Source organism: Anaeromusa acidaminophila DSM 3853, assembly GCF_000374545.1.
Lineage (GTDB): Bacteria > Bacillota > Negativicutes > Anaeromusales > Anaeromusaceae > Anaeromusa > Anaeromusa acidaminophila.
This window is the reverse complement of record NZ_KB894606.1, coordinates 20,142-33,267: the sequence shown is the minus strand read 5'-3', so window position 1 is coordinate 33,267 and position 13,126 is coordinate 20,142. Positions and strand designations below refer to the sequence as shown.

The window sequence follows — 13,126 nt, the reverse complement described above, 5'->3', positions numbered from 1 at the left end:
AACGACCTCCTTTAAAAATAAAATTCGTTTCTATTGCCCGTTTTCTGGTTCCTGCGCCAGCGTATGCCGAATCACTTCCGCCCGCAGCGCCGCTCGTTCCTGCGCCGTCATCGTTTCCTTTCCTGTTAAAGAATGAAGGAATCCAGGCCGAGTCTTTACTAGCAAACTGTGCAGCACTGATTTTTCCACCCCTGTTACGATGCCCAGATCTACGCCTAGCGATACATCACTGAGCAAGCGCAGCGCTTCTTCGCCTTTCATACTGCGCGCATGACACATTACTCCGTAGGCCCTCCAAACGCGATCAGCCAAGGACTCTTCCGCCTGTTCCAACAATCGCAACCGAGCCTGACGCTCGTGATGCACCATGTGCTGCACCACGCCGTTCAAATTAGCGATAATTTCTTCTTCTTTCGGCCCCAGCGTCAGTTGATTGGAAACTTGAAATAAATTTCCAGCCGCTTCGGTTCCTTCGCCGTAAAGACCTCGCACTGCCAGTCCCAACTGCGTAGCCGCCGAAATTACCCGGCTGGCCTGTTTTGTCATCACCAGAGCCGGCAGATGCAGCATCACGGAAGCGCGCAAGCCGGTTCCCAAATTGGTCGGGCAAGAGGCCAAGTAGCCTAGATCTTCACGAAAAGCAACCTCTTCGCGGCTTTCCAGCAGATCATCTACCTCATTAGCCTGAACTAGGCACTGTTCCAAATCCAGCCCTGGCGCTACCGCTTGAATACGCAAATGATCTTCTTCGTTGACCATAATACTAACGGCGCCTTCCCGTCCTACCACCAAGGCTCGCCCTTCAGCACACTGGGCGAAATCGGGACTTGCCAGATGCTTCTCTACTAAAATTTTCCGTTCCAGCTTCGACAAGTTTTCCAACGGCACAAATACGTATGCCGCCTCGTCCGCCTGATTAAGCTGCGGCAGCGCTTCTTTTACTACCTGTAGCACCAGCTGCAATGTCGCCTCGTCGGCGCGAGTAGGAAACGCAAATCGTTGAAAATTCCTCGCCAGACGCACCCTGCTTGATAAAGCGATATCTCCCTCCGGCCCTGCAAGCGTTCCCCAGGCGCTGCGAGGACTGCGCAATAACTCTTGCCAATTCATGCCTTGCACCACCTTATCCACGCTGGCTCTGCATTTCAAGACTGCGAATTTCATCTCGCAAGCGAGCCGCTTCTTCATATTCTTCTTGCCGAACATGTTGTTCCAATTGCTGCCTCAGCCCTTGAATGTGACGCCGCATTTGCAAAGCAGCCCCTGTATGCCTTGGCACTTTGCCGTTATGCTGCGCCGTACCGTGAATACGTCGCACCATTGGCCCTATTTTTTCCTCAAAAGCGTCAAAACAGCCGCTACAGCCAAAGGTCCCTTTGTGACTAAATTCCTCATACGTCAAACCGCACTCAAGACAGCGCACCGTTTCTTCCTGCACTTCCTCCGGTTGCGACGCCGCCAAGAGCAGCTTCAGAAAGTCCTCCGCACCTGCCGGATCGTTTAAAGCCAAAACCGAAAGCGCCGACTGTCCCTGAGCGCAAACTTCACAAAAATGATGCTCTTCTTTTTCGGAGCCCATCATTTGCACAATGCGAATCGTTGCCGGTCGTTTGCCGCAATTCTCGCACAACATTACATTCCCTCCTCGCGAGGCAAGTCCGCCAAACGCTGCAGCACATCCCGCAACAAGCGACCTCGCTCTTCATCCTCTATCCGTTCGGCAAATTGCATCATAAAGTAGCGCACAATGGCCGCTTCTCGCTCACTCAAAAGCTGATGCTGCTCCCATTGCCGAATACGCCACTGTACTTCTTCCTGAGACCAAGCTTCTTCCGGCGGCGCCGGCAATTCCGCCAGCACCGGCAGCGCTAATTTAGCAATACGCACAAAGCCCCCGGAGCCGCGGCGAGATTCAACAATAAAGCCTCGTTCCATGGTAAAGCGAGTGCCCAATACATACGTGACCTGCGAAGGAGCGCAGGCAATTTCTTCGGCTATTTCACTACGCCGCACGACAATAATGCCGCCGCTTCCCGCTGCCAGTTTGCGTAAAATAAAACGCTCAATAGCATCTGCCAAATTCCCCATGCCGCCGCACCTCCTTTTCCGCAAAGCATACACTTCTTTAACAAAGTACTGTTTCATCTTTTGACTTTATTTTATTTGACTTTTTGACTTTGTGCAAGTAATTTTTACGTTACAAATAATAAAAAGGAGGGCTTTCGCCCTCCTTTACGTTCAGTCTTTGCGGTTTGCTTCTTTCACTTTTTCGCCAAACTGTTTTCCAAACTCAAAACACTGCTGCAACTCTGCTTTATCAGCAGTCCATTTCAAGAAGAGACTCGGCAGCGGGGCGTTAATGCCGCTGGCGGCTAAACCTGCCTCCAGTTTTTCCTGAGCGCCGCCGTTCCAGCCATAAGCTCCGAACGCACCGCCAAGTTTATTTTGCGCCTTTAGCCCTTGCAGATACGATACCGTTGCTGCCATCGTCGCCAAGGGGCCGCTATTGATTGCCGAGGAACCTAAAATAACCCCTCCTGCTTCTAAGACCGCCAAGGCAACATCGCTTAATTCCGTAGTAGAAATACGCATCAAACGCACGTCTACTCCAGCCGAAGCTACACCGTCCAAAATACGCCGAGCCATTTGCTCCGTACTGCCCCACATCGTGTCATATACAATTACAACGCGATCACGATTTTGCCCGCTGCCCCAACGTTTATACGCCGCCAAAATTTCTTGAATATGGCTGCGCCATATCAAGCCATGACTAGGAGCAATCATGTTTAAAGGCAAGCTGCTCACTTTGTCCAAAGCGCGCACAACCAATTTGCCGAAAGGCATTAGAATGTTAGCGTAGTATTTAGCCGCCTCATACATAGCCACCGGCAGTTCATTTTCGTCGTCAAAACGTTTGCTCGTACAAACATGCTGCCCAAAAGCATCATTCGAGAAGAGAATGTTTTCCCCTTCCATAAAGGTCGCCATTGAATCCGGCCAATGCAGCATCGGCAACGGGACGAAGTGGAGCTTATTGCGGCCAATATCCAGCACATCTCCTTGCTTAACCGTCATAAAATCGTATTCCTTGCCGTAGTACTTTATGACTTCATCCTTGCCTTGATTGGTTAAAACGACCTTGGCTTGGGGCGCCCGTTCCATCAACTTGGGCAAAGAACCAGAATGGTCCGGCTCCACATGATTGGTAATTACATAGTCAATTTTAGAAGGATCAACGATCTGACTGATGCGTTCTAGCAACTCCTCCGTATAGGGAGCCTTGACATTGTCAATCAGGCAAATCTTCTCATCAACCACTAAATAGGCGTTATACGTAACCCCCCGAGGTGTATTATAACCGTGAAAATCCCGTAAATTCCAATCTACAGCGCCAACATAATACACGCCGCGAGCAATTTCAATTTGATTCAGCATTCCCTTCTCCTCCTTGTATCCCAACAGCAATCTTTCTCTCTATCTTACAATAGCGTCGGCGCACGGTGTAGAGCCTCACGAGCGCCTTCCATAATTTCACTGATGATTTCCGCTGCAGGCTGAACCCGTTTCAGAGGAAGCAAGCTCTGGCCAGCTTGGACCATGCCTTGCTCTACATCGCCGTCTACCGCCGCTTTGCGATTGGTGCCTGTAGCCATTTTTTCCAGTTCTTCCTTCGGATGATGTTTATATTCCATGGAAATAAACAGATCTGTAAACTGATTACGAACGCCGCGCACTGCATGGCCAATCGTTTGGCCCGTCACCACGGAATCCGTGTCAGCCGCTTCAATCAAACGCTGTTTGAAATTCGGATGGACGGCGCATTCTTCCGCCAGCATAAAACGAGTGCCAATTTGCACGCCTGCAGCTCCCATCACCAACGCCGCAGCCAGACCCCGCCCGTCGGCAAAGCCGCCGGCTACGATTACCGGCAAAGAAACCTCAGGGATAACCTGCGTCATTAACGCCATCGTCGTGAGCACGCCAATGTGACCGCCAGCTTCCATTCCTTCTACAACAATCGCGTCAGCGCCAGCCGCTTCCACGCGTTTAGCCAGTTTTACATTTGGCACTACAGGAATTTTCTTCACGCCAGCTTCTTTCAGGCGTTCAAAGAAAGGTACCGGATTACCGGCGCCCAGAGTCACAAAAGCCACTTTTTCCCGGCAGATAACATCTACCAATTCGTCTTTATTGGCAGCCATAAGCTGCACATTTACGCCGAAAGGCTTATTGGTCAAGCGTCTAGCTTCGTGAATTTGCTCTTCCAGCCACTCTGCTGAACGCCCCCCTGAAGCAATAATTCCCGCTCCGCCGGCTTCCGAAACGGCAGCCGCCAAACGAGCTTCCGAAACCCAAGCCATACCGCCTTGTAAAATCGGGTATTGGATACCTAATAGTTGCGTCAATCTTGTTGTCATCTTCAGACTCTCCTTTGGCTCATGGAACCATTATTTTAATATTTTCTTTCTTCAATTTCACGATTGAATGCAAAATTCCTGCATACGAAGCAGCAAATCAACAAACATGTTAAAAATTTATTCACCCTTGGAAAAAAGCTTTACAACCGTATATATCGTCTCTATAATGAAAAATCATGCATAGGTACATGCTAGAGCTTTTTTACTCGAATATCTTTTCACCAGGTCTTATTTTTACAGTGGCAATGCCAAACGTTGCAAAGGGAAAGTGAGTGAACTCGAATGACTGTTATCGGTAAGCACATCACAGCCGATATGTATGGCTGCAGATTTGAGCTGCTTGATGATCGGGACTATATCAAGCAAGCCGTTTTAGCCGCTATTGCCGAAGGCCAATTAACACTTCTCCAATACACCGATCACCCCCTGACGCCTCAAGGAGTCGCAGCCATTGCGCTTTTGACGGAAAGCCATATCAGCGTACATACTTATCCGCACTTAGGCTATGCGGCTGTTGATATTTTCACTTTCAGTGAAGCAGCCTTGCCGACTAAAGCGCTACAAACATTACGCCGGCATTTTAAGCCGACCAAACTCAAGACCACTAATATCCGCCGCGGCGACTTCGGCTCTGTGAGCGATATGAAACCGAAGACTCGCACGTTAGGCAATCCGTTGCGTCGAGTCAAAGACACCAGCACGAAATTCATCAAGTTTCTCAGCCGTTCGAAAAAGTAACGTTTAAACTGCCAAGCGCCTCGCCAGAGGCGCTTTTTTCTTATTAATTTATATCCTCATAACCGTCTACTAGAACGTTTACCTTGCCGGTCTTTGGATCAAAGAGCAACCCGTGAATTGGCACATCCACCGGCACTAACGGATTGCTGCGAATCGCAGCAACCGTCTGCTTTACATTCTCCACCGGATTATGAAACTGATCCACCCAATGTTCCAAATCGCCTTCAATCATCTTAATCGCACTCGGATGCACTCCTCTGGCAATCATCTTGGTCTTTAGGTCTTGTGACGTACTATGCGCCATGCCACAGTCCTCATGACCAATCACCATGATTTCCTGCACACCCAGTTCATAAATGGCAATCAGCAAACTGCGCACAACGGCCCCAAAAGGCCCTGTCACTGTATTACCAGCGGTTTTAATCACCTTAGCCTGACCTCGTTCGATACCTAAAGCGGGCTCTAAAAAATCCACCAGCCGCGTATCCATGCAAGTAAAAATCGCCAATTGCCGATTCGGATATTTACTGACCTCTCCTGCACCACAAGGACAGCCTTCTTCATTGGTATGACACTCGCAATACGCCTGCGGCAAGCTATGTATAAACTTTTCATTAGCCGCCAGAACCTGTTCCAGCATCGTCATAAGAATACCTCCTGCGAATTATCTTCCACTCACATTCTCTCTTACCTAGAAGGTCATCGTCAAGAGCGTTGAAAAAAGTTGCATTATACTGACAAAAAGAGGACACACCCTAAGGCGCGTCCTCTTTTTCAATCCTAAAGCGATTACTAAGCAATACCAAAGCACCGATACGTATTGGCCGTTGTCTGTTCAGCCACTTCTTCCACGCTCAAGCCGCGCAGTTCCGCCACTTTCTCCGCTACTAGCCGTACATGCAACGGCTCATTGCGCCGCCCGCGATACGGAGTCGGCGTCAAATAGGGACTGTCTGTTTCGAGCAATAATCGCTCAAAAGGAACTTCTTTTACAATCTCCGGAAGTTTGGCTGCGTTCTTAAAAGTCAGCGTTCCTCCTACAGAAAGATAAAAGCCCAGCTTCACCACTTCCCTCGCCATCTCCAGGCTGCCTGAAAAGCAGTGGAAAACGCCGCGCACGCCTCGGCCCGCTTCTTTGACCAAACGCAAAATATCGCCATGCGCCTCCCTGTCATGAAGAATCACCGGCAAACCACACTCTTTAGCCAATTCCAGTTGTTTGACAAATACCTTCTGCTGCACAGAACGCGGCGAAAAATCATAATGATAATCCAACCCAATCTCGCCAATCGCGACAACTTTAGGATGCCGCGACCAACGACTCAACTGTTCGTAAGCCCCCTCATCCGCCGAATCGGCGTCATGCGGATGAATACCGACGGCTGCATAAATCGCCGCATGTTCTTCCGCCAACGCCAATGCGGCAGCAGAGCTTTTCATACAGGCGCCGGGGTTCACCATCCCTACCAGACCGTTTGCCAGCGACCTGGCTATTACTTCATTACGGTCAGCATCAAAAGCTTCATCATCCAAATGAGCATGAGAGTCAAAAAGCATGCTTACTTCACCTTGCTTCCAGGAGCCATGCCGGGAACTTCTACAACCTGCAGCGCACCGTCACAAGACGCAGCCAACACCATGCCTCTTGATTCAACGCCGCGAATTTTCGCAGCTTTCAGGTTAGCCACCAATACCACTTGCTTGCCCACAAGCGCTTCCGGTTCATAATGCTGGGCGATACCCGAAACTACAGTGCGGGTTTCCTCTCCCAAATCCACCGTTAGCTTAAGCAATTTGTCCGCCTTGGGTACTTTTTCCGCGGCAATGACTTTAGCTACCCGCAGATCCATACGGCCAAAGTCATCAATGGAGATTTCACCGTTCTCCGCAGCAGGAGCCGCCTTCTGCTGCGCTGCCGCCTGCTTTGCCTTGGCAGGGATTTCTACAGCCGCAATTTCTTCCTTCTCGAGCTCAATACGAGGGAACAATGGTTCCGCCGCCGCTACCTGTGTTCCCTCCGGCAGGCCGCCCCAAGCCATATCCGTCATGCGAATAGAAGCCCAGTCCCAGGTCAAGCCCAGTTGCGACCAAATACGCGGCGCCGTGTGCGGTAGGAAAGGAGCAATTAAGACCGCCGTCTGACGCAAGGTCTCCGCTAAGTGATATAAGACCGCCGCCAACCGATCCGCCTGCTCCGGATTCTTCGCCAGCGCCCATGGAGCAGTTTCGTCAATGTACTTATTGCTGCGGCCAATTAAAATCCAAACACATTTCAAAGCTTCGGTTAAATCCATTTTTTCCATGGCAGTGCGATAATCGGCCAGTGTTTTTTCCGTCAGCTGGCGCAAAGACGCATCCACTGCTTCTTCGGTATGTCCTTGCAAGATCTTCCCGCCTTGAAAGCGCCCAATCATGCTAAGCGTGCGATGGAGCAGATTTCCCAAATCATTAGCCAAATCAGCGTTAATCCGCCCAATAAGAGCGTCTCTCGAAAAATTCCCGTCATTACCAAGAGCAATTTCCCGCAACAAGAAATAGCGGATGGCGTCAGGGCCAAATTCATCTATCAATGCCACCGGATCGATAACATTGCCTTTAGACTTGGACATTTTATCGCCATCCACCACCAGCCAGCCATGTCCATAGACCTTTTTCGGCAAGGGCAAATCCAAGGCCATGAGTATAATCGGCCAAATAATCGAGTGGAAACGAACAATTTCCTTGCCGACCAAATGTACATCCGCCGGCCAAAACTTCGCAAATTTCTCTGGATTATCCAGATAACCCGCTGCGGTCAAATAATTAGATAAAGCGTCAAACCAAACGTAAACCACATGCTTTTTGTCGAAAGGTACTGGAATACCCCAGTCAAAGGTTGTCCGAGATACGCACAAGTCTTCCAGACCGCTTTTGATAAAATTAATCATTTCATTGCGTCTAGATGCAGGTTGAATAAAATCCGGGTTCTCTTCAATGTGTTTTAAAAGACGGTCCTGATATTTGGACATACGGAAAAAATAGCTTTCCTCTTGCACGACCTCCACCGGTCGCCCGCAATCCGGACATTTTCCGTCCTGCAATTGCCGCTCCAGCCAGAATGTTTCACAAGGAGTGCAATACCAGCCTTCATAAGCCGATTTGTAAATATCGCCTTGCTCATAAATGGTTTGAAAAATATGCTGCACTACTTTATGGTGCCGTTCCTGTGTCGTCCGGATAAAATCATCGTTGGAAATTCCCAGTTTACGCCAAAGTTGCTGAAAAGACGCAACAATGCCATCAACATACCCTATAGGCGTTACACCTTTTTCCTCGGCCTTACGCTGGATTTTCTGCCCATGTTCATCAGAACCGGTTAGAAAGAAAACTTCTTTTCCTTCCAGCCGCTGATATCTTGCCAAGCTGTCCGCTATCGTGGTGCAATATGCATGACCTATATGCAACCGATCGCTCGGATAATAGATGGGGGTAGAAATATAGTATTTAGAATTGGTTTCCATGATCATCCAACCTTTCTCTTTTGTCATCTTCTTCCTTATTTTTAAAAACTGGTTTTTTGTCAAATTCTCCCACAAAAGTACTCTCAGCCTAAATTTCCAATACGTTTCCAGCTAGTCGTTTTCTTTTGAAACACTTTTGCAATATTAATCATTTAATTATCTGTGTTTTGTATCAAAAAGGCTAGTAAAAAAATAACCCTTGACAATCCTTTTGTGACATTTCTCTAATTTGACAGGATTTTTCATTTTTGTTACGCTGATTTTAGATTGAGAGAAGAACCTTTTCTATTATAAAAGACATTCTCTCATTTGTCGATTTTCTTAGATTGAGCAAGGAGGATTTATCTCATGAAATCTACAGGTATCGTTCGTAAAGTGGATGAACTCGGTCGCGTGGTTCTGCCTATCGAATTACGCAGAACTCTTGACATCGCCGAAAAAGACGCTTTGGAAATTTACGTTGACAGCGACCGTATTGTTTTGCGCAAATACGAGCCCGCTTGCATTTTTTGCGGCAGTGCAGACGGCATTACCAATTTCCGCGGCAAAAATGTCTGCAAACAATGTGCCCTTTCTGTTGGAGAGGCCATTTAAGTTTCTGCAGTCTCTTTGATGACGGCTTGGTACAAATCACGACGGCTCAGTTTCTTTTGAGACGCTATCATTCGGATAGCGTCTTTTTTATTTTCACCCGCCGCCACTAAGCGCCCTACTTCCGCTATCGCTTCGGCCAGCTTCAAGACAGGATCAGCCTCAAGCGCCGCCTCTATTTCGTTATGCACGGCGCCTGCACAAAGCAGTGTAAATTCTCCTCGCGGCGGAACCATCTTAAAATGCGCTTCTATAGAAACCAAATCGCCTCGTACAAATTCCTCAAATTTTTTGGTCAGCTCCCTTACAGCCACAGCCTGGCGATTACCAAATGCGCCTTGTAATTCCTTTAAAGTGGCTAATAACCGATGGGGAGCTTCATAAAAGATCAGTGTCCCGGGATATGCGGAGGCTTCTTCCAAAAGAGCCCTTCTTTTTTTTGTTGTTTTGGGCAAAAAACCTAAAAACTGAAATTGCTCACTAGAAAGCCCGGATGCAATCAAAGAAGTCAATGCCGCATTGGCTCCTGGCAACGGAATCACCGTCACGCCTGCATCAAGCGCCAGCCTGACAAGATCCGCTCCCGGGTCGGCAATGCCAGGCATGCCTGCATCACTAACAAGAGCAATGCTTTCGCCCGCCAACAGACGTTGCAACAGCTCCGGGCCGCGTTCCGCTTTATTGTGCTCATGATAACTTACCAGGGGCTTATGAATTTCAAAGTGCGTGAGCAGTTTGCGGGAATGACGCGTATCTTCCGCCGCTACCACATCGGCTTCCCGCAGCACGCGCAGCGCGCGCAAAGTAATATCCTCCAGATTGCCAATGGGAGTAGGGCATAAATACAATATCCCCGTATGCATGGCCAATCCTCCTCGTTTTCATTAAATCTGCGTCGGCGCAGTCTCATAGCAGGCCCACAATTGAGCCGTATAGGAACCGTCGGCCTCGTATACCGCCAACGGCGCCAGTACCTCCAACCCCGGCTTTCCGCCATGTACGCCTTCTATCAACAGCAAGTTCGCCGGAGCAGCCCCTCGGGGCTGCACCAGTTGCAAACGTTTAGGCTCCAAATTCGCCTCTCTCATCGCGGTCAGTACATCCACCATTCGATCCGCCCGATGTACCAAGGCCACACGCCCCCGAAACCGAACCAAACGTCGAGCTGCTTTCAGCACGTCAGTCAACGTTGCCGTCACTTCCTGGCGAGCTAGTCCCTTTTCTACGCTGCCTTTCCCTCTTTCGGGCTGAAAATAAGGCGGATTCGCAACCACAATATCCCAAATACCGCCTGGCATCTGCGGCAATTTCTGGCGATAATCGCCGCAATACACTTGAATTTGACTGCTGCGGCGGCTCAATTGGACACTCCGCGCGGCCCGGCTGGCTGCTGCTTTATCCAATTCCACTGCAGCTACGGTCCGAGCGCCTCGAGCCGCCAGCAGCAAGGAAATAGCGCCATTTCCAGCCCCCAAATCCACCACCTTGTCTTGCGGCCGCAACCGTACAAAATGCGCCAGCAATACCGCATCCAGAGAAAAGCAAAAAGACCTGGGATGCTGTATAATACGCAGCCCTCCCAGGCCTAAGTCGTCTACCCGCTCCGAGCGGCGCAGGCGCACGCCAATCATGCTTTTTCCGCCACTTCTTCCCAGGACAGTTGTACGGTACCGCCCTGATCCGCCAATTCAACCGTCGCCATATGCTTGTTATTACTGACAATAGTCACTTTACCTTCGCCTTGCGGCGTCATCACGGTACTGCCTATTTTAGGAGGCTGCGCCTTCTTGCAGCATTTGCGATATCCATCGCTCTCATACTTCAAGCAACACATCAACCGTCCGCAAATTCCAGAAATTTTTGTAGGATTTAAAGAAAGATTTTGTTCTTTGGCCATGCGAATAGAAACAGGTTCAAAATCGCCCAAGAACGTAGCGCAGCACAAGGGCCGTCCGCAACAGCCTATCCCGCCCATCATTTTGGCTTCGTCTCGCACGCCAATCTGACGCAGTTCAATCCGCGTACGGAATACAGCTGCTAAATCCTTAACAAGTTCCCGGAAATCAATTCGTCCGTCAGCGGTAAAATAAAAAATGATCTTATTCACATCAAATGTATATTCTACATCTACCAATTTCATTGGCAGTTTGTGCTCTTCAATCTTTTTTTCACAAACCTTGAAGGCTTCCTCTTCCTTCGCCTTGTTCTGTTTGACTTTTTCCTTATCCTTGTGGTTAGCCTTGCGCAGCACCGACTTCAAGGGCTGCACTACGCTTTCGTCTTCCACATCCCGTACCGGTATGACAACTTCGCCAAATTCCAGCCCCCGAGCAGTTTCCACAATAACCGCGTCACCTAACGCCAGTGTTCCCTCGCTAGGAGCAAAATAATAAATCTTGCCCGCTTTTTTAAAACGAACGCCTATTACCTTCGGCATAAAAACCAGAACCCTCCTTCGCTTCACTCACGGCAAGCCACAAAGCCTCTAAGGCCAGCCGCAGCACGGCGTGAAACCGTATATTTCTGCGTGTCTCCTCAACGGCATGCAAAGCCTGCGTCAATCCTTTATCCGTCCACTGCTGAGACTCCTGATACAAGTCTCTCTCCAAATCCGGATGAAACAATGGTATCGCCGCTTGTTGCCGCAGTACCAGCATATCACGTAACAGCAAGGAAAGATAGCGCAATCGCAGTTGAACCTTCGGCCGCTCCTCTTTCCCCCAAAGCTCTCCTAGGCGCCAAGCCGCCTTGCCGCTGGCTTGCAGCGCCTGCCATACCTCATCCCTCAGTGTCTGTCGTCCTTCTTCTAAAAATCGCAACGCCTCTCCCAAACTGCCTGCAGCCACGCTAGAGGCCAATGCGGCTGCTTCCGGCGCAAAGCCACGACTTTGCAGCATGTCATTAAGAAGCGGCGTCGCTAACTTCTGTAACGGTACCAAGCAACAACGAGACCGCACCGTCGGCAGTAATTGTTCTAACCGTTGCGCCAACAGCATAAAATAAACTCCTGCCGGAGGTTCTTCCAGCATCTTTAGTAAGCTATTGGCCGCTTCCTGATTCATCAGTTCAGCGCCGTCAATAAGCACAAAAAAACGCGACTGACCGCCGCTCAGCAACAAACGCGGCAGCAGCTCGCGTATTTGGCTGATTTTTATGGCTGTTCCCTCTGGCCGCAGCACTTGCATTTGGCCGTGCTCCTCCAGTTCCACCTGCCGACAAGATGAGCAAATGCCGCAAGGTCGGTCGTTTTCCTGGCATAATAAGGCTGCGATGAGCGTCTTAGCCGCCAGCCTCTTGCCGACTCCTTCAATACCAGTGAATAAAAAAGCATGGGGCGATTGTTCCTGGCGCAGCATCTGCTGCAAGGCAGCTGTCGCAGCCTCTTGTCCCTTTAAAGAATCCCAGCGCAGTATCATGTATAAAGATCAACCAGCATGCCGCGGATGGCATCCAGTTTTCCCATGATTTCCAGTTGCTGCGACTGCCCCTGCCGCACATCTTCCGTCAAACCGGATAAGTTTTCATCGATCTGTTTTACCAGCGTATATACTTTCCGGCGTCCAAAACGGTCCCATCCTGTCTGCGATTGCAAATTGTACATGCGCCCTACGGCTTCGCCTACAAAGCGTTGCACCAGTTGACGGTACTTTTTTAGTTCTCCATAGGTCGGCACTTGCCCTAACTGCTCTCCTTGCGCCGTAATTTCATCCAGCAGTTTTCCCATGCGTTCCATATAGCCGTCGTCATTGGCTTTGCTTAAACTGGCGGAAAAACTCCGCCCGCTTTTTTCGGCGCGCTGGCCGCTTTCTTTTTCCTTGGGCAAGGGAATGGAGGAAATGCCTCTCGGATCAATTTTCATCGTTCATCCTCCTTATGGAA

At 49.6% G+C, this 13,126-nt stretch carries 15 protein-coding genes; 2 read left to right on the top strand and 13 right to left on the bottom strand.

From position 1 onward, the window contains the following. Window positions 1-30 precede the first annotated feature (30 nt). The 5 genes from C508_RS0115040 to C508_RS0115020 all read right to left on the bottom strand — a co-directional run bounded on the left by C508_RS0115040 (window position 31) and on the right by C508_RS0115020 (window position 4,418). Complete coding sequence (locus tag C508_RS0115040; RefSeq protein WP_018704400.1) at window positions 31-1,110, bottom strand: protein arginine kinase; 1,080 nt, start codon at window positions 1,108-1,110, stop codon at window positions 31-33. Between the two features lie 13 nt (window positions 1,111-1,123). Further along, the gene (locus C508_RS0115035) at window positions 1,124-1,633 is read right to left on the bottom strand and encodes a UvrB/UvrC motif-containing protein (RefSeq protein WP_018704399.1); all 510 of its coding nucleotides are present in this window, start codon (window positions 1,631-1,633) and stop codon (window positions 1,124-1,126) included. Then, window positions 1,633-2,088 (bottom strand): CtsR family transcriptional regulator, encoded by a 456-nt coding sequence (locus C508_RS0115030; RefSeq protein ID WP_018704398.1) that lies wholly within the window; start codon window positions 2,086-2,088, stop codon window positions 1,633-1,635. Before C508_RS0115030 ends, C508_RS0115035 begins: the two co-directional genes overlap by 1 nt. Before the next feature lie 150 nt (window positions 2,089-2,238). Then, on the bottom strand, window positions 2,239-3,435 hold the full coding sequence (locus C508_RS0115025; RefSeq protein WP_018704397.1) for an FprA family A-type flavoprotein: 1,197 nt from the start codon (window positions 3,433-3,435) through the stop codon (window positions 2,239-2,241). A gap of 44 nt (window positions 3,436-3,479) precedes the next feature. After that, window positions 3,480-4,418: a nitronate monooxygenase gene (locus C508_RS0115020; RefSeq protein WP_018704396.1), complete on the bottom strand. Its 939-nt coding sequence runs from the start codon at window positions 4,416-4,418 to the stop codon at window positions 3,480-3,482. 282 nt (window positions 4,419-4,700) lie between these two features. Between C508_RS0115020 and speD the strand changes: the two genes are divergently transcribed. Continuing rightward, window positions 4,701-5,156 carry an adenosylmethionine decarboxylase gene (speD, locus tag C508_RS0115015; protein WP_018704395.1) on the top strand — a complete coding sequence of 152 codons (456 nt, stop codon included), beginning with the start codon at window positions 4,701-4,703 and terminating at the stop codon, window positions 5,154-5,156. Between the two features lie 43 nt (window positions 5,157-5,199). On the opposite strand, the gene C508_RS0115010 is transcribed toward speD, so the two are convergent. The 3 genes from C508_RS0115010 to metG form a co-directional block, all read right to left on the bottom strand. Further along, window positions 5,200-5,802, bottom strand: a complete 603-nt coding sequence (locus C508_RS0115010) for a beta-class carbonic anhydrase (RefSeq protein WP_018704394.1) — start codon at window positions 5,800-5,802, stop codon at window positions 5,200-5,202. A 146-nt stretch (window positions 5,803-5,948) separates the two neighbouring features. Then, window positions 5,949-6,713 (bottom strand): TatD family hydrolase, encoded by a 765-nt coding sequence (locus C508_RS0115005; RefSeq protein ID WP_018704393.1) that lies wholly within the window; start codon window positions 6,711-6,713, stop codon window positions 5,949-5,951. A gap of 2 nt (window positions 6,714-6,715) precedes the next feature. After that, window positions 6,716-8,683: a methionine--tRNA ligase gene (metG, locus tag C508_RS0115000; RefSeq protein WP_281167293.1), complete on the bottom strand. Its 1,968-nt coding sequence runs from the start codon at window positions 8,681-8,683 to the stop codon at window positions 6,716-6,718. Window positions 8,684-9,004: 321 nt separating this feature from the next. Between metG and C508_RS0114995 the strand changes: the two genes are divergently transcribed. After that, window positions 9,005-9,250: an AbrB/MazE/SpoVT family DNA-binding domain-containing protein gene (locus tag C508_RS0114995; RefSeq protein WP_018704391.1), complete on the top strand. Its 246-nt coding sequence runs from the start codon at window positions 9,005-9,007 to the stop codon at window positions 9,248-9,250. Here the strand turns inward: C508_RS0114995 and rsmI are convergent. The 5 genes from rsmI to C508_RS0114970 are packed head-to-tail and all read right to left on the bottom strand — an operon-like array spanning window position 9,247 to window position 13,106. Beyond that, window positions 9,247-10,110, bottom strand: a complete 864-nt coding sequence (gene rsmI / locus C508_RS0114990; protein ID WP_018704390.1) for a 16S rRNA (cytidine(1402)-2'-O)-methyltransferase — start codon at window positions 10,108-10,110, stop codon at window positions 9,247-9,249. The genes C508_RS0114995 and rsmI overlap by 4 nt on opposite strands. Before the next feature lie 21 nt (window positions 10,111-10,131). Then, window positions 10,132-10,878: a tRNA1(Val) (adenine(37)-N6)-methyltransferase gene (locus tag C508_RS0114985; protein WP_018704389.1), complete on the bottom strand. Its 747-nt coding sequence runs from the start codon at window positions 10,876-10,878 to the stop codon at window positions 10,132-10,134. Further along, entirely contained in the window at window positions 10,875-11,684 is an 810-nt protein-coding gene (locus C508_RS0114980) for a PSP1 domain-containing protein (RefSeq protein WP_018704388.1), read from the bottom strand. The genes C508_RS0114985 and C508_RS0114980 overlap by 4 nt, the downstream gene beginning before the upstream one ends. Then, complete coding sequence (locus C508_RS19645) at window positions 11,656-12,663, bottom strand: DNA polymerase III subunit (RefSeq protein WP_018704387.1); 1,008 nt, start codon at window positions 12,661-12,663, stop codon at window positions 11,656-11,658. The genes C508_RS0114980 and C508_RS19645 overlap by 29 nt, the downstream gene beginning before the upstream one ends. Then, window positions 12,660-13,106: a YaaR family protein gene (locus C508_RS0114970; RefSeq protein ID WP_018704386.1), complete on the bottom strand. Its 447-nt coding sequence runs from the start codon at window positions 13,104-13,106 to the stop codon at window positions 12,660-12,662. The genes C508_RS19645 and C508_RS0114970 overlap by 4 nt, the downstream gene beginning before the upstream one ends. Window positions 13,107-13,126: the final 20 nt, after the last annotated feature.

What these genes read in the sequence shown, in the direction of transcription:
- C508_RS0115040 (WP_018704400.1), bottom strand. Translation starts at nt 1,110, where the DNA reads ATGAATTGGCAAGAGTTATTGCGCAGTCCTCGCAGCGCCTGGGGAACG.
- C508_RS0115035 (WP_018704399.1), bottom strand. Translation starts at nt 1,633, where the DNA reads ATGTTGTGCGAGAATTGCGGCAAACGACCGGCAACGATTCGCATTGTG.
- C508_RS0115030 (WP_018704398.1), bottom strand. Translation starts at nt 2,088, where the DNA reads ATGGGGAATTTGGCAGATGCTATTGAGCGTTTTATTTTACGCAAACTG.
- C508_RS0115025 (WP_018704397.1), bottom strand. Translation starts at nt 3,435, where the DNA reads ATGCTGAATCAAATTGAAATTGCTCGCGGCGTGTATTATGTTGGCGCT.
- C508_RS0115020 (WP_018704396.1), bottom strand. Translation starts at nt 4,418, where the DNA reads ATGACAACAAGATTGACGCAACTATTAGGTATCCAATACCCGATTTTA.
- speD (WP_018704395.1), top strand. Translation starts at nt 4,701, where the DNA reads ATGACTGTTATCGGTAAGCACATCACAGCCGATATGTATGGCTGCAGA.
- C508_RS0115010 (WP_018704394.1), bottom strand. Translation starts at nt 5,802, where the DNA reads ATGACGATGCTGGAACAGGTTCTGGCGGCTAATGAAAAGTTTATACAT.
- C508_RS0115005 (WP_018704393.1), bottom strand. Translation starts at nt 6,713, where the DNA reads ATGCTTTTTGACTCTCATGCTCATTTGGATGATGAAGCTTTTGATGCT.
- metG (WP_281167293.1), bottom strand. Translation starts at nt 8,683, where the DNA reads ATGACAAAAGAGAAAGGTTGGATGATCATGGAAACCAATTCTAAATAC.
- C508_RS0114995 (WP_018704391.1), top strand. Translation starts at nt 9,005, where the DNA reads ATGAAATCTACAGGTATCGTTCGTAAAGTGGATGAACTCGGTCGCGTG.
- rsmI (WP_018704390.1), bottom strand. Translation starts at nt 10,110, where the DNA reads ATGCATACGGGGATATTGTATTTATGCCCTACTCCCATTGGCAATCTG.
- C508_RS0114985 (WP_018704389.1), bottom strand. Translation starts at nt 10,878, where the DNA reads ATGATTGGCGTGCGCCTGCGCCGCTCGGAGCGGGTAGACGACTTAGGC.
- C508_RS0114980 (WP_018704388.1), bottom strand. Translation starts at nt 11,684, where the DNA reads ATGCCGAAGGTAATAGGCGTTCGTTTTAAAAAAGCGGGCAAGATTTAT.
- C508_RS19645 (WP_018704387.1), bottom strand. Translation starts at nt 12,663, where the DNA reads ATGATACTGCGCTGGGATTCTTTAAAGGGACAAGAGGCTGCGACAGCT.
- C508_RS0114970 (WP_018704386.1), bottom strand. Translation starts at nt 13,106, where the DNA reads ATGAAAATTGATCCGAGAGGCATTTCCTCCATTCCCTTGCCCAAGGAA.